This window comes from Falsiroseomonas sp. HC035 (assembly GCF_050563525.1).
Taxonomy (GTDB): domain Bacteria; phylum Pseudomonadota; class Alphaproteobacteria; order Acetobacterales; family Acetobacteraceae; genus Falsiroseomonas.
Map to the genome: position 1 here is coordinate 1 of NZ_JBNXUN010000009.1, position 18,872 is coordinate 18,872.

Consider the following 18,872-nt stretch of genomic DNA (forward strand, 5'->3'; position numbering starts at 1 on the left):
GGGGGGGGGGGGGGGGGGGGGGGGGGGGGGGCCCCCCCCCCCCCCCCCCCACTCCGGGTTCAGCCGCGCTGACGGCGGCGGCGGACCAGGCCGAGGCCGAACAGGCCGGCGCCCAGGATCGCAAGCGAAGCCGGCTCCGGCACCGGCACGCCGGGGCTGATCGTGGCGCCCGCGGTCGAGCGCAGCGAGATGGTGTAAAGCTCACCGACAGCCAGCGGCGAGGAAGTGAAGGTGTCCGTGAACGACACCGGGCCGATCGTGCCCGTCGGCGGGACGCCGCCGGCCGAACCCGCCTGCCGGTTGATGTTGGCCGGCGAGTAGCTGTCCACCTCGTTGCCCTCCTCGTCGAAGATCTGGAAGGTGTTGGTCACCGTCGCATTCGCCGTTTCACCGGGCGCGGAGGTGGAGACCACCAACTCGATCAGGTCGGTCAGCGACAGCACGAGCGAAGCGCCGGTGCCGGTCAGTTCGAAGTTGATGGTCGAGGTGTTCTGCCCGCTCGCGGTGCCGGGCAGATTGCCGGTGCCTTCGGCGACATTGCTGACGCTGACGCCGCCGCCCTGCAAGGTGCCGGCACCGATGCTGGCATCCGCGCGCATGCCCCCCGTGCCGAAGGCGCCCGGCCCGGCGGCGGTAAACACGTTTTCTCCGATCGAGCAGGCCGACCCGCCGGCGCAGGCCTTCTGGATGTCGAGCGCGTTGCCGACGGTGCCGGTGCCGAGGAAGCCGGAGATCGGCAGGTTCGCCCAGACAGCAGAGTCGGAGGCCGAGATCGAGGCGGTGCCGAGCGGCTGGATCTGGCCCGTCGTGGTGGTGATGGTCAGGTTGGTGATCTGGTTGGACGCGTAGGCGTAGGGCGCCGCCTCCGCCGCGATCGGCACGGCGGCCACCACGGCTGTCGCCGCGCCGGCCAGCAGCATCGTCCGGAAGTATCTGCGGGTCGTGTCTCGCATGGTCTCGTCCCCTTCCTCGTCTCCCCGTGATCGGAGAGCAGTACGAGACGAGCATTTTCCATGCCAGTTGAAGTGAACGCTGATTCTACAGAAGTATTTAATGCCGGACGTGAAATTAACCTTGTACTTGTCATATTGTTCGACGGTTCCGGCTAAATCCTCTGATTGAGTTTTGTCGGTGGTCATCTTCCAAGCAGGTTGCACTGCCGATGGTGAATCAATTGCTACAGCAAAATATCCTGGAAGAAATGACCCTGCGAGTTGGTATGCAATAATCTCGTCAGCTTGATCTATTTAATGGACTCTTCACTTATTATAATCATGAACAAATTTTATCGTCTATCCGTCCGTCGCGAGCCTGTTTCATTGCGAACGGAATGATGTCCTAATCATCTGCTTCATTGAGAGAAGACATACTGTATATCGCCTCTAGGTTGCTGTTCTGCAGCATACTGTAGTACAATTATTGTCAGAATCCAGAATCTTCATAGTAACTGGCGCGGTTTCTCTGTGGCGGCCAAGTTCCAGCTGGACGATTCTTGCTTTTCCTCGGGAACTACCTCCGTTAACCCGAAGCGTACTCAAGCAACGGGGGGCAAAAGCTTCTATGGAACACCATCGGATCGACGCAATTTCGACAATCGATCGCCACTTTTTTGTCGAATTTGCCCGCACGCCCGCATCGGTTCGAGAAGTCCAGCACCTGAGACATCAGGTCTTCCGCACGGAACGCGGCATCCTTCCTGGCAGTCCTGGCACCGCGATCGAGGCGGATGAGTACGACGCCGGGTCCCGCCATGTCGTGCTCCGTAGCCGCTTGGACGGACAGGTCGTCGGCACGGCGCGCCTCGTCGCCAATGTGGGTGGCGCGGCACGTCCTGACCTGCCGATGCTGCGCTACTGCAGCCCGGACCTGCTGCGTCACCTGCCATTGCGGACAACCGGGGAGATTTCCCGCTTCGCGCTGTCCAAGCGCCGTCGTCCCATGGGCACGCCGACAGACCGGTTGCTCCGCCTTGCGCTGATGCGGGGCATCCTGCACGCCAGCCTTGATCTTGGGCTCACCCATTGGTGCGCACTGATGGAGCCGACCCTACTGCGCCTGATGCGCAGCAGCGGCATCCGCTTCAGCCCGCTCGGACCGCTGGTCGAGGCCTACGGCCTGCGTCAGCCCTCGGCCGCCACGATCGGCCATGCCCTCGCCGATGGGCGTGATCGTCATCCGGACCTTTACCGCTTCGTGGCCGGCGCGCCGGAGCCCCCATTGCGGCCGGAGGCATTCCGACCGCACGCGCCAATCTTCCTGCCCGCACCACCCTGAAGCTCGGATGCGGGCCTAGGACACCACCCAGACCTCCGCGGCCGTGATCGTGGGTGCGCCGACAATCACGGCCAATTCCATACGCGCCGCACCTCCGTTGCCATCGGCGTCCCAATACAGGCGTCCGGATGTCGTGGCGTAGAGCAGCACGCCGTTGCCGGCGGTGTTCGCCTGGCCGCTGGCGTTCGCCTCGAAGCGGTCGGATGCCAGTGCGCCTGCCGCCAGGCCGAAGCCGCCGGCCGACAGCAGCAGGCGGTCCTCGGCGACGTCGAAGTCGAAGATGCGGTCGCTGCCCTCGCCGGGGGCAGCGAACTGGAAGGCGTCGGCGCCGGTGCCACCGAACAGGCGGTCGAAGCCCAGGCCACCGGCCAGCAGGTCATGGCCCACCTCCCCGCGCAGCACGTCGTCGCCCGACCCGCCCAGCAGGGTATCCGCCGCGGCGCCGCCGAACAGCACATCGGCGTCGGCGCCACCATCCAGCAGGTCGGCATCGTCGCCACCCAGCAGCCGGTCGGCGCCATCCTGCCCCAGCAGCGTGTCGGCGCCCGCATCCCCGGACAGGAAGTCGTCGCTTGCTCCGCCCTCGATCAGGTCGTCGTCTGCCTGGCCGTAGAGTCGATCCGAATCCCCGTCGCCGCGCAACGTGTCCCGGCCGTCGCCACCATACAGCGTGTCGCGCCCGTCCCCGCCTTCGGCCACGTCGTCGCCCACCATGCCGAACAGGCGGTCGTCCTCGGCACCGCCGGCAAGCGTATCGGCGCCCGCGCCCCCGCTGAGCAGGTCGCGGCCATCGCCGCCATCCAGCACGTCGTGGCCCGCTCCGCCGAACAGAGTGTCGGCGCCGCCGCCGCCGGACAGGGTGTCGTCGCCTCCGAGGCCCAGGATCTGTTCCGCACCCGCGCTGCCCGCCAGGCTGTCCGGGCCACGGGTCGCCACCAGTGACGGGGCGAATTCCAGCGCCACGATGGTGTCGGAAAAGCGCAGCGACTCGATGCCCTCGACCGTGTCGGTGCCTTCCAGCAGGCTGGTCACGATGAAGGCGTCGCCACCCAGCGCCGCGACCACGTAGTTCGCCCGGACGCCGGCGAACGCCGCCACATCCCCACCCGCGCCGCCACGCAGCAGATCGTCGCCGTCATCGCCGCGCAGCGTATCGGCCCCGCCACCGCCCACCAGGGTGTCGCCGCCGCCGAAGCCCAGCAGGCTGTCATCACCCTCGCCGCCGATCGCATGGTCGGCCCCGAACACCTGGCCGACCAGAGTCAGGCCACGCTGCGTGGCCTGGCCGAAGGCGTCGACCTGCGCCAGTGCCCCAAAGTCGAACACGCCATCCGTCAGCAGGTTGATGACGGGCCGGCCGCCGCCCTCGCTGAACGCCAGCGCCTGGAAGGCCGCCAGTTCCGCCGCGCCGATCCCAAGGGTGCCGCCGAGCCGCAGCGTCTCGATGCCCGTGATGCTGGCGCCGAGCAGCGTCGCGCCATCCGCCTCCAGCGTGTCGTTGCCGGCGCCACCATCCAGCACCGTCCCGGCGCCGAGCGTCCCGACGTCGCGCAGCAGGTCATCGCCTTCGCCGCCGCGCAGTGTGTCGTTGGCGGACAGCGAGGCACTGAGGGTGTCGTTGCCTACGCCGCCTTCCAGCAGGCTGCCGCCACCGCCGGCGGACAGGCTGTCGTCGCCATCGCCACCCCACAGGTCGTCCGCGCCGTGGAAGGTGGTGATGGTGTCGTTGCCATCGCCCCCATCCAGCCAGTCATCCGACAGGGTCTGCTGGCTGTCGGACAGCAGGTCGTTATCCGCCCCGCCCTGGATCGTGCCGGACCCCGACAGGGTATCGTCCCCCTCGGCACCGCGGATCGTGTTGGCGCCGCCGCCGCCCGCGATCGAATCGCCCAGTTCGGTGCCGATCACGTCCTCGTCGCCGGCACCGCCGAGGAAGCGCACGGTGTAGATCACCGAATTGATCGCGTCGTATTCCTTCGATCCGAAGTCATAGGTGCCGCCGACGCCGAGAAAGGTCGTCCCGGTGCCCAGTTCCAGGACCTGGAAGGTGGCGAAATTGGTGGCGCTGAAGGTCAGGTTGACGGTCCCCCCGGCCGACGTCGCCAGCCGCTCCAGGCTGGTGACGATAGCGGAGACCAAGCGGACGTTGCCGCTCAGCAGCAACGTATCGAAACCCTCTCCGCCATCCAGCAGCGCGGCGGCCTCGACCAGGGAGCTGGTACCGGTCTCGATCAGTAGGTCGGGGTCGCCATTGCCCTCGAGCCGGTCGAGGCCGCCGCCGCCCTGGAGCGTGTCGCGCCCGGCCCCGCCGGCGAGCGTGTCCGCGCCCTCCCCTCCATCGAGCGAATCACCATCTGCCGCGCCGCCACCGACGATCAGGTCGTCGCCATTCAGGCCGGACACCCGAAATTGCGTATCGAGGCCGGGGATCAGTCCGCCAAATGAGAAGCCCGAGGACTGGATCCCGGGCGAGAAGGAGTCCGCGTCATTGCTGCCAAACCACGTCTGGATGCCGATCCCGAATCCGCTCAACCCGACCTCCATGACCAAAGGACAATTTGTTGCCGGGAAGATTAAGTAACCGCTGTGGTTTGGCAATGGATGCCCGTGGGCCACGGGCCGCACCCTGCCTCGCCCCGCGCTTCCACCGATGGTAGAGCCGCCGGATGACGGCACCGCTTGAAGGGGGGCGCTGGCCCTGATGCGCTTCCTGCTTCGGCTTACGGGCCGCCTGGTCCTGCTCAGCCTGTTCGTCGCGGGCCTCGCCGTGGCCTTCGCGTTGGCTCTGGTTTTCACCTCCCTGCCTGATGCGCGGGACGAGCTGGCGATCCCGAGCCTGTCGGCCCCGGTCGCCATCCGACTGGATTCGCTGGGCATCCCCCGCATCCGGGCGGAGACGGAACGCGATGCCGCCGTCGCGCTGGGCTACCTGCATGCGCGGGACCGCATGTTCCAGATGGAGGCGATGCGACGCGGAGCGGCGGGACGGCTGGCCGAATTGGGCGGCCCCGCCGCGCTGCGCCTGGATCGCTTCACCCGCACGCTCGGCCTGCTGCGCAGCGCGGAGGCGGATCTTGCCGCGCTCGACCCGGGCTCTCGCGACATGCTGGAGGCCTATGCCGAGGGTGTGAACGCGCTGATCGCGGTCCGCGGCCGCCTCGCCGCGCCGGAGTTCCTGGTGCTGGGTGAGCCGGAGCCCTGGAGGCCGGAGCATTCCCTGCTGTGGGGCAAGGTCATGGGCCTCTGGCTGTCCGGCAACTGGCGGCGGGAGCTGGAGCGCGCGGCGCTGGATGCCGCGCTGCCGCCGGAGAAGGTGGAGGACCTGTGGCCGCGCGACGGCAGCGACGGCCGCGCCGACCAGGCCGCGCTGCCCCCCGCCACGCACCTCGCCCGGCTCCTGCAGGCGATCCCGGTGTTCGGCGAGGATGCGCCGCTTCCGTCCTCCGCCTCCAACGCCTGGGCTGTCACCGCGGCCCGCAGTTCCACCGGCGCGCCGTTGCTGGCGAACGATCCGCATCTTGGCTTCAACGCGCCGGTGCTGTGGTACCTGGCGCGGATCGACCTGCCCGGCGGCCAGTTCCGCGTCGGCGCCACAGCCCCCGGCGTGCCCGGCATCGTCATCGGCCGCAACCAGGCCGTCGCCTGGGGCTTCACCACCACGCATTCCGACACGCAGGACGTGTTCGTCGAACGCCTGTCCGGCGCCGACGCCTACGACACGCCGGAAGGCCCCCGCCCCTTCACGGTGCGGGAGGAACGCCTGGCTGTGCGCGGCCAGGAGGAGCCGGAAGTGCTGCGGGTGCGGGAGACCCGGCATGGCCCGGTGATCTCAGGCCTCGACCCGTTCCTGCCGACGCAGGACGGCTTCGTGCTGGCGGTGTCCATGGCCAACCTGGCGCCGCAGGACACCACCGCCGCCGCGCTGCTGGCGCTGAACCGCGCAACATCCGTGGCCGAGGTGCGTGCCGCGGGCGCCTTGTTCACCAGCCCGCCGCAGACGCTGATGGTCGCCGGCACGGATGGGCGCATCGCGCAGTACCTGGTCGGCCGCACCCCGATCCGCGCAACCGGCAACGGCACCACCCCTGCCCGCGGCTGGGATGGCAGCATGGACTGGACCGGCTTCGTGCCGTTCGACGCCATGCCGCATGTGGAGGACCCGGAGTCGGGCCAGCTCGCCGCTGCCAACAGCCGCCCAGCTCCGCTCGACCATCCGGTGTTCCTCGGCCGGGACTGGTTCGGCGACTGGCGCCTGCGCCGCATCCGCGAATTGCTGGCGGCGCGGCCGCAGCACGACGCCGCTAGCTTTGCGGCGATGCAGAACGACGTGGTTTCCCTGCTGGCCCGGGACCTCCTGCCGGTGCTGCGGGCGGTGCCGATGCCGTCGGGACCGGCCGCAACCGCCCAGGCCCTTCTGCGCAACTGGAATGGCGAGATGCGGGCGGACCTCGCCCAGCCGCTGGTCCACCACGCCTGGCTGCGCCAGTTCAAGCGCCTGGTGCTGGAGGCCGGCGGAGCCCCGGCGGGCAGCGATGCGGGCCCGGAATTCGTCGCCCGCATCCTGCTGGACCCGGCCCGTGGCGCCGCCTGGTGCGGGCCGGAAGGCTGCAACCCGCTGCTCGCCCGCGCCCTGGCGGAGGCGGTCGCGGAGCTGGAGTCGGTGCATGGCGCCGACCCCGTGGCCTGGCGCTGGGGGGCCGCCCACGTCGCGCATTTCGAGCACCCGCTGCTGCGCTTCGTCCCGGTGCTCGGCCGCATGACCCGCCTGAAGGCCGCCACCGGCGGCGACAACGAGACGTTGTCGCGCGGCGGCATGCGCGGCACCGGGCCCGACCCCTTCGCGCATCTGCATGGCGCCGGGCTGCGACTGGTCGCCGACATGGCGGATGCCGATGGCACGCGGGCCATCATCGCCACCGGCCAATCCGGCCACCCGCTGTCCGATAATTTCGAGAGCCTGCTGGAACGTTGGCGGTCCGGCAGCGTTCTTCGGCTGGCGCGGCAACTGGACAGCGAGACCGGCGCCATCGACCTCACCCGTTGAGGAGACCCACGTGGCGGCCCGGACTGGCGACCCCTTTCAAGGCGTGATCGGCCGCCGGATTGCCGCCTGGGCAATCGACGCGACGCTGCTGCTGATACTGTCGTGGGTCGCCTGGGGTGGTGCCGCGCTGCTCACCGTGCTGACTATCGGCCTGGCCGGCGGGCTGCTGCTGCTGCCTTGGGCGCTGATCCTGCCGATCCTGTACGGCACGCTGTCGATCGGCTCGCCGCTATCGGCGACTCCGGGGCAGGCGGCGATGGGGCTCGTCGTGCAGTCCGAGGTGGGTGGCACGGCGCCCAGCTTCGGGCAGGCCTTCACCTCGACCACGCTCTACGCCCTGTCCTGGGCCATGGGCGGGGTGGCTCTGCTGGCGCCGTTGTTCTCCGCCCGCAGCCGCACGCTGCATGACCTGTTCTCCGGCACGCTGGTGCTGCGCCGGTCGCGCGCGGTGCAGCCGGCTTGCAAGCCCGGCCGGTCCGACCAGGTTCAAAACCAGGGGTTGGCCGCGGAGGACGGTTGATTTGCGGCCGCCCAGCGCCGACAATCATCCCAAGCAGATGTTGCACAGACCCACCCGACGCCCGCAGTTCTTCTATACGACCGCGCCCCTGCCATGCCCCTATCTGGCAGGGCGGACGGAGCGGAAGATCGTGACCGAGTTGTCGGGCGCGGAGGCGGAGACGCTGCATGACAGGCTGTCCCGCGCCGGCTTCCGTCGCAGCCACAACATCGCGTATTCCCCGGTCTGCCCCGGCTGCCGCGCCTGCATCCCGATCCGCATCGTCGCCGGCCAGTTCCTGCCCGACCGCACGCAGCGCAAGATCATTCGTGCCAACGAGGACCTGACCACCGCCGAGCTTCCGGCACGTGCCAGCGCGGAGCAGTTCAGCCTGTTCCAGCGCTACCAGGGCGCCCGGCATGGCGATGGCGACATGGCGGCGATGGGCTTCTACGATTATCGCGCCATGGTCGAGGACACGCCGATCACCACCGGGGTGGTGGAGTTCCGCGATACCAACGGCCGACTGGTTGGCGCCTGCCTGACCGATTGGCTCTCCGACGGTCTGTCCGCCGTCTATTCCTTCTTCGACCCCGAGGCGAACCGCCGCAGCCTCGGCACCTACGCGATCCTGTGGCTGGTGGCGCGCGCCCGTGCATTGGGCTTGCCCTATGTCTACTTGGGCTACTGGGTGCCGGAGAGCGCCAAGATGGCCTACAAGTCCCGCTTCCGCCCAAGCGAGACGCTGTCCGGCGGCGTCTGGCGCGTGCTGCCTGACCATGGCGCGGCCGCCATCGAGGCGCCCGCGCTCACATCGATCGAGGCCTGAGAGACTTCGGCCGCGTCAGGTCTTCGGCAACTGCATGCCATGTCCATCCGGCGTGGTGTCCTGGACCTGCCCCGTGGTGGAGGCGGGCCAGTGGCGCTGGATGACCTGCATCATCCCCGCCCCGAACGGCCCCGCGAAATCCGCGCCGAGTTCCGTCAGCGTGTTCAGCCACCCGGCATTCACCGAGCCCGCCGCCTGCAACCGCGCAAGGGCCGCATCCTCCGCAAGCCTGCTGTTGCTGCCCGAGACATCGACCACGACCTGCACGTTGTAGCCGGCCCGGAGCAGGTCCAGCGCCGTGTGCAGGGTGCAGTTGTCGATGGAGATCCCACCGATGATGACATCGCGCCGGCCTTTGGCCTGGAGCCATGCCATGAAGTCCGGCGTACAGCCGGAGGGCGTGCTGCGCGGAAATGTCGCGGCACCGGCATCGATCAGCGTGCGGATCTCCGGCAGGAAGCTGCCATAGTATTGATTTTCCTCGCCAAACACGGCGGTCGGCAGCTTGAACAGCGGCGAGAATCTGGCGAAGGCCTGGATGTTGTTGCGGAAGACCGGGCCCGGGATCGTCGTGACCAGGTTATCGAGCCCGGTGACGTAGTCGACATAGGCGATCACCGCGCTCTCGGGCGTCATGCGCCGCAGGGCCGGGTTGGTCATGGCTGGGATCCTGTCCTTGTTGGGATGCCGGACCATGTGTTGACCCGGCCCGCCTGCTGGCAGGTCCGCCGCCGGGACGCGCCGTTCCCGGGCTGGAACGGGCACCTGATGTGAACAGCGACGACCTGCGCGTCTTTCTCCGCATTGCGGAGGCGCAAAGCCTGACCAGTGCGGCGCGGCTTCTGCGGCGCCCCAAATCCTCGGTCAGCCGGCAATTGGCCCGGCTGGAGGCGGAGGCAGGGGCGGCGCTGCTGGACCGGGGCCGCGATGGGCTTCGGCTGACGGATGCCGGGCGCGTTCTGCTGGATCATGCCGTGCAGGTAGTCGCGCTGGTGGATGGCGCGGCGGCCGCCGTGCAGGCAAGCTTCACCTCCCCGAGAGGCCTGCTGCGGCTCAACGTCCCGTCGCTGTTCGCCAGCCATATCCTGGCGCCGCGCCTGCCGGAGTTCCTGCAGGATCATCCGGCGCTGGAGGTGGCGCTGGAGGTCTCCTCGACTATCGCGGGCGCGAACAAGCCGGAGATCGACATCATCGTCCGGGTCGGTGCGCTGGAGGACAGCGCCCTGCTTGCCCGCCGGATCGGCGCCAGCAGCCTGCGCCTGCTCGCCAGCCCAGCGGGCTTGGTTGGCCTTGCGCCGGAGGCAGCGCTACGCCTGCTGGAGGAGGCCGGGGTCCTGCAACCAGGGCGAGGCCGCTTCAACCGGGTGCTGGGCCTTGCGGGCGGACGCGCCATCCAGCGGGTCGAGGCACCGGACCCGCTGGTGCGACACGCCCTGGCGCTGTCCGGGGCCGGCGCCGCCTGGCTGCCGGAGTTCCTGTGTCGGGCCGACATCGCCGACGGCCGCCTCGTGGAGGTTGCGCTGCATCAGGCGCCCAGCCCGCTGCCACTGCACGCGGTCTATACCGCGCAGGCCGCGACCAGCCCGAAGGTCCGGCATTTCGTCGACTTCCTGGCACGGATCACCACGGCGGCCCTGGCCCGGTAGTAGTTCGCCGCCGGGTCGGCTCGTATTGCCGGCGCTACTCCAGGATCGCGTGCCGGCAGCGCCCGGCTTCCACCCGAAGCAGCGCATCCAGCGGCTTGTGCGGCGGTGGCTTGCCCTGGAACAGAGCCGTCAGCGCCGCCCGCGCTTTCAGGTCGTTCCGGTACCACTGGTGCTGCACCACGTCCCATTCGGTGCCGCCCTTGGCCAGAATGCGGTCGCGCGATCCGGCGTCGAGGCCGAGGAAGTAGTCGACCACCTCCACCCCCTCCGGCACCAGGTCCAGCCGTGCAGGGCCATAATGGCCGAGGCGCTTGTTGCCGTTGGCGAATTGGCTGGCGACGGACAGCGTGCAGTCATGGCTGATGCAGACCGTCACCTGGTCCGCGATCAGTGGCAGCAGGCGCATCGGCTGGCCGGGCTCGAAGCAGGTATTCGGCAGGTCGGCGCTCGCCAGCACGGCCTGCGCGAACAGCCCGGCGAGCTCACGCGTCAGCAGCCCGTTGTTCATGGCGGCGAGGCCGCTGGCCAGGGCGAGGTTGCCCATGCTGTGCGCCAGCAGCACCAGGCGGGGCGGCGTGCCGGTACCTCCCGCCGCCCGCTGGCGTGCCCGCCAAACCTCCCGCAGCAGCCGTGCCAGGGCGGGGGCGGAGTTCATTGCGTCCCGCTGGTCGTCCAGGTACTGCGCCTTGACCCCGGCATCGGCGGCGAAAAGCTGCGGGTCCAGCACGCGGCCATCGGACGGCCAGGAGAAGACCAGGGGCGCGAGCGCCAGCTTCTCCCCGTCATAGAATTCCTCGATCTGCGCCGCGCGTTGCAGCGCATCGCCGAAGCCATTACCGAAGCCGTGGATGTAGAACAGCGGCACGGCGCCGCGGGCCGCGGCATCGGCCAGCCAGGCGTCCAGCACGCGAGCGTTGCTGCCGGCGACGGGATCGGCGAAGTCATCCTCCCCGCTGATCTCGGCGGCCTCAAGCAACTGCCGGCCGGATTCGGTTTCCATCGGGTCGCCCACCCAGCCGATCCGCGCGCGGCCGAGCCACAGCCGCTGGATGGTACCGGGGGCGATGTCCGCCTCCTCCCAGAACCCATCCGACAGGCGATGACGGTTGGTGGCGAAGACGATGGTGGTGCTGTCGCGCACCGCCGGCACGGGCTTCTTCCGCCTTGGCATGGCCGCCTCCCCCGAGGATGGGGAAGCGGATCATGCCGGCCCTGCCCTGTCCACAAGGATGTGGAGTGGCGTCAGACCCCGAACTTGCGCGTCTTCGGGAAGCGGTCGGGCGGCATCTTGCCGGCGCCAGCGCGCTGGCCGCGCCAGGTTCGCAGATCCGTCTCCAGCTTCACGCCGCCGCCATGGCGCCAGGCGAGACCTTCCTTGGCCGCGAAGACCTGGGCATCGAGCAGCGTCGCGCCATCCTTCAGTTGCAGGAGCTGAACGCCGCGGCCGCGCGACATCTCCGGCACCTGGTCCAGCGGGAAGACCAGCAGGCGGTTGTTGCTGCCGGTGACGGCGACGCTGTCGCCCTCCACCGGAACACACAGCAGCGCTTCGACCGCCGCATCGACCACCAGCACCTGCTTGCCGGTGCGCTTTTCCGCCAGCAGGTCCTCGCCCTTGACCACGAAGCCTTTGCCGTCCGTGGCGGCGACCAGGAAGCGGCGACCATCCTTGTGGACGAACAGCGTCACCACGTCGTCGCCATTGGTCAGATCCAGCAGCAGCCGCACCGGCTGGCCATCGCCTCGGCCGCGCGGCAGGGAATCCGCCTTCACGGTGTAGGCCTTGCCGTTCGTGGCCAGCACCACGATGCGATCCGTGGTCTCCGCATGGATCGCCTGCTTCAGGCCGTCGCCTTCCTTGAAGCGAAGCTCGGCATCGGCGCCAAGATGGCCCCTCTGCGCCCGGATCCAGCCCTTCTCCGAAAGGATGATGGTGATCGGCTCCCGCTCGATGAACGCGGTCTCGTCGACCACCGCGCCGGCCTCGATCGTGCCGGGGATGGTGCGGCGGCGGCCCAGCGCCGTCGCCTCGCCGAATTTCCGCCGCGTCTCCGCGATCTCGTCCGCGATCGCGCGCCAGCGCTTCGCCTCGCTGGTCAGCAGGCCCCGCAGCTTCGCCTGTTCCGCCGAGAGCTTCTTGTGCTCCTTGCGGATTTCCATCTCCTCCAGCTTGCGCAGCGCGCGCAGGCGCATGTCGAGGATGGCGTTGGCCTGGGTCTCGGTCAGCTCGAAGGCGGCCATCAGGGCGTCCTTCGGCTTGTCCTCCTCCCGCACGATGCGGATCACCTCGTCCAGGTTCAGGTAGACGATGAGGTAGCCATCGAGGATTTCCAGCCGCCGCGCGATCGCGGCCAGCCGGTGCTCCGACCGCCGCACCAGCACCACGTGGCGATGGTCGAGCCAGCTCCGCAGCACCTCCCGCAGCCCCATCACGCGCGGAGTGCGGTTGGCGTCCAGCACGTTCATGTTGAGGGGGAAGCGCGTCTCGAGCTGGGTGTGGCGGAACAGCGTCTCCATCAGCATCTTGGCATCGACGCTGCGCGCCTTCGGCTCCAGCACCAGGCGGACCACGTCGGTCGATTCGTCCCGCACGTCACCCAGCAGCGGCAGCTTCTTTTCTTCCATCAGCGCCGCGGTCTGTTCGATCAGGCGGGACTTCTGGACCTGGTAGGGGATCTCGGTGACGACGACCTGCCAGGTGCCGTTCTTCAGCGGCTCAACGTTCCATTGCGCGCGCAGGCGGAAGCCGCCGCGGCCGGTGGCATAGGCCTCCCGCATCGACTCAGGGCTTTCGACCAGCAGTCCGCCGGTCGGGAAATCCGGGCCCTTCACATGCGCCAGCAGCTCGTCGATGCCGGCCTCCGGCCGGTCGATCAGCACCAGCGCGGCAGCGCACAGCTCCCCGGCGTTGTGCGGCGGGATCGAGGTCGCCATGCCCACGGCAATGCCGGCCGCGCCGTTGGCGAGCAGATTCGGGAATGCCGCCGGCAGCACCAGCGGTTCCTTGTCCTCGCCATCGTAGGTGGCGCGGAAATCGACCGAATCCTCCTCGATGCCCTCCAGCAGCGCCTGGGCGACCTCGGTAAGGCGGGCTTCGGTGTAGCGCATGGCCGCGGCGTTATCGCCGTCGATATTGCCGAAATTGCCCTGGCCCTCGACCAGCGGATAGCGCGCGGCGAATTCCTGCGCCTGGCGGACCAGCGCCTCATAGATCGAACTGTCGCCATGGGGGTGGTACTTGCCCATCACGTCGCCGACGATGCGGGCGCATTTCTTGAAGCCGCCGGTGGGATCCAGCTTCAGCTGGTTCATCGCGTGCAGCAGGCGGCGATGCACCGGCTTGAGCCCGTCGCGCACATCTGGCAGCGACCGGCTGACGATGGTGGACAGCGCATAGGCCAGGTAGCGCTCGGACAGCGCATCGGCCAGCCCCGTCTCCCGCATGTCGCCGCCTTCGGGCGGCAGGCCCTTGATGTCATCCGGCATGGTGCATGATTCGTGCTTTGTTCAGGGTGGGTTTAGCCGCTGGCGGCAGGCGAGGCCAGGGTGGTGACGCGGTCCACCAGCAGGTCCCGCGCCGCAGGCAGGCCCCTGTTGTGCACGCCGAAGACGTCCCGCGCCAGGAAATGCCCGGTCAGCCGCAGGCCCGCCGCCCAATCGACCGGGCCGGACGGCCCCTGCCCCAGCAGGAAGGCCGGCAGCGGCAGCAGCCGGTCGCGCCATTCCCCGGCGGCGGCGGCGGAGACGGCGCGGGCCGATTTCGGGGAGACGAAGGCCAGATCCTCCCGCTCCCCCGTCACCGCGCAGGCGGAGAAATCGAGGCCGTAGCCGAGATCGGCCAACAGGTCGGCCTCCCACCGCACGAGGTCTGGCAAGGCGAGGTCGGTGCCGCGGGCCAGGGTGGCAATGAAGGCGACCAGGCCATGGAAGGCGCGTGGATGTGCCTCCCGCTCCGGCAGCGCGCCCTCCGCCACGGCGCAGGCGGAGCGCAGCGCGGCAAGCGCCAGCGGATCCTCCATCGCCAGCGCCGCGGCGGGGTGTACCATCTCCGCGGACAGGGCGCCGAGCTGTTCGGGCAACCGGGCCACCCACCGCGCCTCCACCAGGTTGCCGGGCTGCCACAGCGCCGATTGGCCGCGGGAGGTGCCGCCCTTGGCCAGGCCGGCGTGGCGGCCGTGTTGCTCGGTCAGCAGCGTCGCAATCGCGCCGCCCTCGCCATGCGGGCGGATGTCGAGGATGATTGCCGGCGCGGTCCATTCGATGCTCACGGCGACCAAGGTGGGCGTTCGTCGGGCTGGTGGGAAGGCGGGAGCGGGCGATCGGCGTCCGTGCGCCAAAGAAGCCGCCCATCGACGGTGGCGCCGCCATCGCCGATCGGGACCGCCTCATGAGCAGGTCTCGGCCGCCACAGTAGCATGGCGCGGTACTTCATCCTGCGTCTGGCGCGGCACCATTCCGCGCAGGGCCCCGGTGGCCAGCGGGAGCCGCACCTGGCCGTGGATCCCGACGGGTCGAATGCTGGCCAGTCCGGCGACCGTGACGCCACATCTGAGGGACGGCCCGCACAGGACCGATCTCGACGGCCTTCTCAAGTACATGCCGCGAAACGCTCGACTTCGCCAGGGTCAGGCGTCTCGGGCGGGGCTGCGGCACCGGGCTTGGTGCCGAAACGTCGCCCGCGCCTCCCAGGCCGGTGGCCAACTAGCTCGGCGAGAGGCAGCAACTATGAATGAAACAGGAAAGAACCGCCTTCGCAAGAAAATCGCAGCATGGGAAAAAGGCGGCGCCGGCCGGATCACCCGCCGGGGGACAGGAGCGATTGATGACAGACAAGCAGGCGATCAGCGACAAGGAGTTGTCGATCGTGATCGGCGGCGTGAACCGCACCGGCGGCGACGGTCGTGACACCCTGGAGGGGACTTCGAACAACGACAGCCTGATGGGAGGCGGCGGAGACGACTTTCTCAACTCCGGCAATTCACAGGACACGCTGGATGGCGAGGGCGGCAACGACGTGATCCTGGCCGGCGACGGCGACGACAGGGCACGGGGCGGCGCGGGCAGTGACGTCATATATGGCGGAGCAGGCCAGGACCGCCTGTACGGCAATGCCGGCAATGACGAACTGAACGGGGACGGCGGCGACGACACGCTGATCGGTGGCACCGGCGCCGACCTGATCAACGGCGGCCAGGGCGGCGACACGATCGTATGGTCGAACGGCGCCGGCAACGACACGATCGACGGTGGTCCGGACAACGACGTCCTGACGCTTCAGATGACGAACGAGACCCTGGACCGCGCTTTCGGCGTCTCCCTTAACGGCATGACCTCGAGCGAGGTCCTGAATGGCATTATCAGCAAGTCCGGAGTCTTCACGCCGGATCCCGGCAGCTCGATGCCGACGCTCAGGGGCAACTACATTGATCTGACAGGCTTCTCGGGAACGATCACGATCAACCACGAGCAGATCCGCGTCACCAACCTCGAGCGCCTGTACGTCCAGAACCTGCCCACGGAACCCGACGCCATGCGTGCCGAGGTGACCTGATACTCCGCCACAACTGCGGGGGCGGCGGGATCGTCGCGATGCCCGGGACATCGGCCATGCGCAGCAGTCTCATCATCCAGCGCGAGGACGACGCCCTTGTCGGCATGGCAGGCCCGCCGCCTGCACGCGGGCAGGGCGGAGACCTCACGCAGGAGAGTAGAAGTGCGCGGCCGATGCCGCGCGCTATTTCCCATCACTTCGGCGGAGAAGCCCGATCGTTCCGCCTCGGCCCGCCCGGTCCGGAGCAGGCCAGGATGCGGTGCAGGCGCTTTGGGCTCCGTCGAAGCCAGCCGGCGCCAGCGCGTGAGGTTGGTCCAGCCGCGTCCCAGGGCGTGATCGCCGAAGGCTGCAACGGCCGCAGGGGTGATGTCGTTGAAGATCAAGAGGGGCCGGCTCTCATTCGGCGCGTCCACAGGATGGACGGATTGCAGCGCCCGCCCCCGCAACGGCGCGCCTCGCCCGCAGCATGCGCAGGCTGCAACCAGCAGGTTGCAGCACCTCGCCATTCCGGTTGCCGACCTGTCTGCCGCGAGGACCCACGACGATGAGCACCGCGGAGTCGCCGTGCAGGATGCGCGTGAAGGCTGGGCTGACGCGTGAGCCGCCTGGTCAGCCCTGATCGTCCAGCCCGAGTGCCCTGATCCGCCCGCGCTCCTCGTCCCAGCCGGCGCGTTCCTTGACGTTGACGAACAGGTGGATGCGACGTTCCAGCAACTGCTCCAGCTCCCGCCGCGCCTGCTGGCCGATCGACTTGATCTTGGCGCCGCCATCGCCGATCAGGATCGCCTTCTGGGTGGGCCGCGTGACATAGATGGTCACGTCGATCCGCGCGCTGCCATCCTTGCGCTCGGTCCAGGTCTCGGTCTCGACGGTCGCGTGGTGAGGCACTTCCTCATGCGTCTGGCGAAGCACCTGCTCACGCACGATCTCGGCGGCCAGCATGCGCTGCGGAAGGTCGGAAAGGTCGTCCTCGGGGAACAGCCAGGGGCCCTCCGGGACGTTTTCCGCCAAGACCTGCATGACCCGGTCGAGTCCCCTGCCCTTCAGCGCGGACACCATGAAGGTCTCAGCGAACGGCAAAATCTCGTTCAGGTCGCGCGCCAGCGGCAGCAGCCGGGGCGGGTCCACGAGGTCCGCCTTGTTGAGCAGCAGCATGGCGCGCCGGCCGCCCTTCTTCAGCTTCTCCGTGATGCCGCGCACCTCGTCCGTCAGCCCGGCCCGGGCGTCGACGATCAGAAGCGCCAGATCGGCATCCTGCGCCCCGCCCCAGGCGGCGGCCACCATGGCGCGGTCCAGCCGGCGGCGCGGGGCGAAGATGCCGGGCGTGTCCACCAGTACGATCTGCGCCTGGCCCTGCATCACCACCGCGCGGATGCGGAAGCGCGTGGTCTGCGGCTTCGGCGAGACGATGGACACTTTGGTGCCCGCCAGCGTGTTCACCAGCGTCGACTTGCCCGCATTGGGCGCACCCACCACGGCGATCAGTCCGCAGCGGCGGGGAAGTTCGGCAGCCTGCGTTTCGCTCATGCCGCACCCAATACTTTCAAAAGCTTCTCCGCGGCCGCCTGTTCGGCGGCCCGCTTGTTTTCGCCGGTCCCTTCCGCCTCCCGCCCCGCCACCACGGCGCGGACGATGAAGACCGGATTGTGGGAAGGGCCGGTGGTCGACATCATGACATATTCTGGCAGCCCGAGCCCTCGCCCGAGGCTCCATTCCTGCAGGCGGCTTTTCGGGGAGACCGGCGGCCGCAGCGGACCTTCCAGCAAAGCATCCCATTCGCGCCGGATCAGCGACCGCGCCGCATCCAGGCCACCATCGACATACAGCGCGCCCAGCAGCGCCTCCAGCGCATCGGACAACACGCTGGCGCGGTTGCGGACGCCGCTGCGTTCCTCGTTCGGCGTCACCCGCAGCGCCGGGCCTATGCCGAGCGCCACGGCGACCCGGGCCAGGCTGTCCTGCGCCACCAGCACGGCGAGCCGCTTTCCGAGGTCGCCCTCGCGTTCCTGCGGGAATCGTTCCGCCAGCCATTCGGCCATGACGAGCGCCAGGACACGGTCGCCGACGAATTCCAGGCGTTCGTTGCTGTCCAGCATCTGCCGCCGGGGATCGGCGGCGGAACGGTGGGTCAGGGCGTGTTGCAGAAGCTCCGGCCGCTGGAACTGGTGCGGCAACCGTGCGGCCAGCGCCGCGACGGGATCGACCTCGCTCACCGCACGGCGCTGAGCAGCCGGGTCCAGCGGATCGCCATTGGCCAGCCCCAGACTTCCCACCAGCGGGCGGAGCCATCGACGGAGAAGAAGATGAACTCGGCGCGGCCCACCAGGTTCTCCACCGGGATGAAGCCCACGGCGTTCTGCTCGCGGCTGTCCAGGCTGTTGTCGCGATTGTCGCCCATGGCGAAGACGTGGCCCTCGGGAACCCGGAATTCCTGGGTGTTGTCGTAGCGCTGGTCGTCCGACATCTCGAGGATGTAGTGGGTGTGCGCCTCCACCCCCGGCTGCGGCGGCAGGATTTCGCGGTATTCGCGCACGATCAGGCGCGGGCCGTCGCCTTCCACCGTGAAGGGGCCAACCAGTTCGCGTCGCACCGGCTGGCCGTTCAGGTGCAGCAGGCCGGCGCGCACCTGGATGCGGTCCCCGGGCAGGCCGATGATGCGCTTGATGTAGTCCGTCGAATTGTCCCGCGGCAGCTTGAACACCGCCACGTCGCCGCGTTCCGGCAGGCTGCCGAAGACGCGGCCGTTGAACAGGTTCGGGCTGAACGGCATGGAATGCCGCGAATACCCGTAGGAGTACTTCGACACGAACAGGTAGTCGCCCACCAGCAGGGTCGGGATCATGCTGCCGGAGGGGATGTTGAAGGGTTCGAAGGCGACCGTGCGGATACCGATGGCGATCAGCCCGGCATAGACCACGGTCTTGATGGACTCGAGCCAGCCGCCCGACTTCTGTTTGGCCATGGTAGGAATTTGCGCGGGCATCCTCAACGGACGCCCCAAATGCCGGACGCGTCTCTACGGGGCGGGA

At 68.9% G+C, this 18,872-nt stretch carries 16 protein-coding genes; 6 read left to right on the top strand and 10 right to left on the bottom strand.

The features are described 5' to 3' along the window. Positions 1 to 59: 59 nt before the first annotated feature. Positions 60 to 1,139 carry an EDSAP-1 family PEP-CTERM protein gene (locus ACLF3G_RS18440; protein WP_430670868.1) on the bottom strand — a complete coding sequence of 360 codons (1,080 nt, stop codon included), beginning with the start codon at positions 1,137 to 1,139 and terminating at the stop codon, positions 60 to 62. 379 nt (positions 1,140 to 1,518) lie between these two features. Next, complete coding sequence (locus ACLF3G_RS18445; RefSeq protein WP_430671095.1) at positions 1,519 to 1,752, bottom strand: hypothetical protein; 234 nt, start codon at positions 1,750 to 1,752, stop codon at positions 1,519 to 1,521. Here ACLF3G_RS18445 and ACLF3G_RS18450 point away from each other — a divergent pair. After that, a complete protein-coding gene (locus ACLF3G_RS18450; RefSeq protein ID WP_430671084.1) occupies positions 1,690 to 2,274 on the top strand; it encodes a GNAT family N-acyltransferase in 585 nt (194 codons plus the stop codon). The genes ACLF3G_RS18445 and ACLF3G_RS18450 overlap by 63 nt on opposite strands. 15 nt (positions 2,275 to 2,289) lie before the next feature. On the opposite strand, the gene ACLF3G_RS18455 is transcribed toward ACLF3G_RS18450, so the two are convergent. Continuing rightward, on the bottom strand, positions 2,290 to 4,806 hold the full coding sequence (locus tag ACLF3G_RS18455; protein ID WP_430670869.1) for a calcium-binding protein: 2,517 nt from the start codon (positions 4,804 to 4,806) through the stop codon (positions 2,290 to 2,292). 169 nt (positions 4,807 to 4,975) lie between these two features. Between ACLF3G_RS18455 and ACLF3G_RS18460 the strand changes: the two genes are divergently transcribed. From ACLF3G_RS18460 to ACLF3G_RS18470, 3 genes are read left to right on the top strand one after another with little or no spacing between them, the layout of a single operon-like run. Continuing rightward, positions 4,976 to 7,318 carry a penicillin acylase family protein gene (locus tag ACLF3G_RS18460; protein ID WP_430670870.1) on the top strand — a complete coding sequence of 781 codons (2,343 nt, stop codon included), beginning with the start codon at positions 4,976 to 4,978 and terminating at the stop codon, positions 7,316 to 7,318. Positions 7,319 to 7,328: 10 nt separating this feature from the next. Then, a complete protein-coding gene (locus ACLF3G_RS18465; protein WP_430670871.1) occupies positions 7,329 to 7,838 on the top strand; it encodes an RDD family protein in 510 nt (169 codons plus the stop codon). 37 nt (positions 7,839 to 7,875) lie between these two features. Continuing rightward, a complete protein-coding gene (locus tag ACLF3G_RS18470) occupies positions 7,876 to 8,646 on the top strand; it encodes an arginyltransferase (protein WP_430670872.1) in 771 nt (256 codons plus the stop codon). Between the two features lie 15 nt (positions 8,647 to 8,661). Here the strand turns inward: ACLF3G_RS18470 and ACLF3G_RS18475 are convergent, their stop codons facing one another. Continuing rightward, positions 8,662 to 9,306: an isochorismatase family protein gene (locus ACLF3G_RS18475; protein ID WP_430670873.1), complete on the bottom strand. Its 645-nt coding sequence runs from the start codon at positions 9,304 to 9,306 to the stop codon at positions 8,662 to 8,664. A gap of 110 nt (positions 9,307 to 9,416) precedes the next feature. On the opposite strand from ACLF3G_RS18475, the gene ACLF3G_RS18480 reads away from it, so the two are divergent. Further along, on the top strand, positions 9,417 to 10,292 hold the full coding sequence (locus ACLF3G_RS18480) for a LysR family transcriptional regulator (RefSeq protein WP_430670874.1): 876 nt from the start codon (positions 9,417 to 9,419) through the stop codon (positions 10,290 to 10,292). A 34-nt stretch (positions 10,293 to 10,326) separates the two neighbouring features. Here the strand turns inward: ACLF3G_RS18480 and ACLF3G_RS18485 are convergent, their stop codons facing one another. The 3 genes from ACLF3G_RS18485 to recO all read right to left on the bottom strand — a co-directional run bounded on the left by ACLF3G_RS18485 (position 10,327) and on the right by recO (position 14,554). Continuing rightward, positions 10,327 to 11,463, bottom strand: coding sequence for an alpha/beta hydrolase (locus ACLF3G_RS18485; protein WP_430670875.1), 1,137 nt, complete (start codon positions 11,461 to 11,463; stop codon positions 10,327 to 10,329). 71 nt (positions 11,464 to 11,534) lie between these two features. Then, entirely contained in the window at positions 11,535 to 13,778 is a 2,244-nt protein-coding gene (parC, locus tag ACLF3G_RS18490) for a DNA topoisomerase IV subunit A (protein ID WP_430670876.1), read from the bottom strand. Between the two features lie 32 nt (positions 13,779 to 13,810). Continuing rightward, entirely contained in the window at positions 13,811 to 14,554 is a 744-nt protein-coding gene (recO, locus tag ACLF3G_RS18495; protein WP_430671085.1) for a DNA repair protein RecO, read from the bottom strand. Positions 14,555 to 15,114: 560 nt separating this feature from the next. Between recO and ACLF3G_RS18500 the strand changes: the two genes are divergently transcribed. Further along, entirely contained in the window at positions 15,115 to 15,843 is a 729-nt protein-coding gene (locus ACLF3G_RS18500) for a calcium-binding protein (protein WP_430670877.1), read from the top strand. Positions 15,844 to 16,452: 609 nt separating this feature from the next. On the opposite strand, the gene era is transcribed toward ACLF3G_RS18500, so the two are convergent. From era to lepB, 3 genes are read right to left on the bottom strand one after another with little or no spacing between them, the layout of a single operon-like run. Then, positions 16,453 to 17,370: a GTPase Era gene (gene era, locus ACLF3G_RS18505; RefSeq protein ID WP_430670878.1), complete on the bottom strand. Its 918-nt coding sequence runs from the start codon at positions 17,368 to 17,370 to the stop codon at positions 16,453 to 16,455. Then, a complete protein-coding gene (rnc, locus tag ACLF3G_RS18510; RefSeq protein ID WP_430670879.1) occupies positions 17,367 to 18,056 on the bottom strand; it encodes a ribonuclease III in 690 nt (229 codons plus the stop codon). The genes era and rnc overlap by 4 nt, the downstream gene beginning before the upstream one ends. Then, positions 18,053 to 18,805: a signal peptidase I gene (gene lepB, locus ACLF3G_RS18515; RefSeq protein ID WP_430670880.1), complete on the bottom strand. Its 753-nt coding sequence runs from the start codon at positions 18,803 to 18,805 to the stop codon at positions 18,053 to 18,055. Before lepB ends, rnc begins: the two co-directional genes overlap by 4 nt. Positions 18,806 to 18,872 lie beyond the last annotated feature (67 nt).

Bases quoted from the DNA above. Each gene is read 5' to 3' on its own strand.
- ACLF3G_RS18440 (WP_430670868.1), bottom strand. From the start codon at position 1,139: ATGACCACCGACAAAACTCAATCAGAGGATTTAGCCGGAACCGTCGAA.
- ACLF3G_RS18445 (WP_430671095.1), bottom strand. From the start codon at position 1,752: ATGGCGGGACCCGGCGTCGTACTCATCCGCCTCGATCGCGGTGCCAGG.
- ACLF3G_RS18460 (WP_430670870.1), top strand. From the start codon at position 4,976: ATGCGCTTCCTGCTTCGGCTTACGGGCCGCCTGGTCCTGCTCAGCCTG.
- ACLF3G_RS18470 (WP_430670872.1), top strand. From the start codon at position 7,876: ATGTTGCACAGACCCACCCGACGCCCGCAGTTCTTCTATACGACCGCG.
- ACLF3G_RS18475 (WP_430670873.1), bottom strand. From the start codon at position 9,306: ATGACCAACCCGGCCCTGCGGCGCATGACGCCCGAGAGCGCGGTGATC.
- ACLF3G_RS18485 (WP_430670875.1), bottom strand. From the start codon at position 11,463: ATGCCAAGGCGGAAGAAGCCCGTGCCGGCGGTGCGCGACAGCACCACC.
- parC (WP_430670876.1), bottom strand. From the start codon at position 13,778: ATGCCGGATGACATCAAGGGCCTGCCGCCCGAAGGCGGCGACATGCGG.
- ACLF3G_RS18500 (WP_430670877.1), top strand. From the start codon at position 15,115: ATGACAGACAAGCAGGCGATCAGCGACAAGGAGTTGTCGATCGTGATC.
- era (WP_430670878.1), bottom strand. From the start codon at position 17,370: ATGAGCGAAACGCAGGCTGCCGAACTTCCCCGCCGCTGCGGACTGATC.
- lepB (WP_430670880.1), bottom strand. From the start codon at position 18,805: ATGGCCAAACAGAAGTCGGGCGGCTGGCTCGAGTCCATCAAGACCGTG.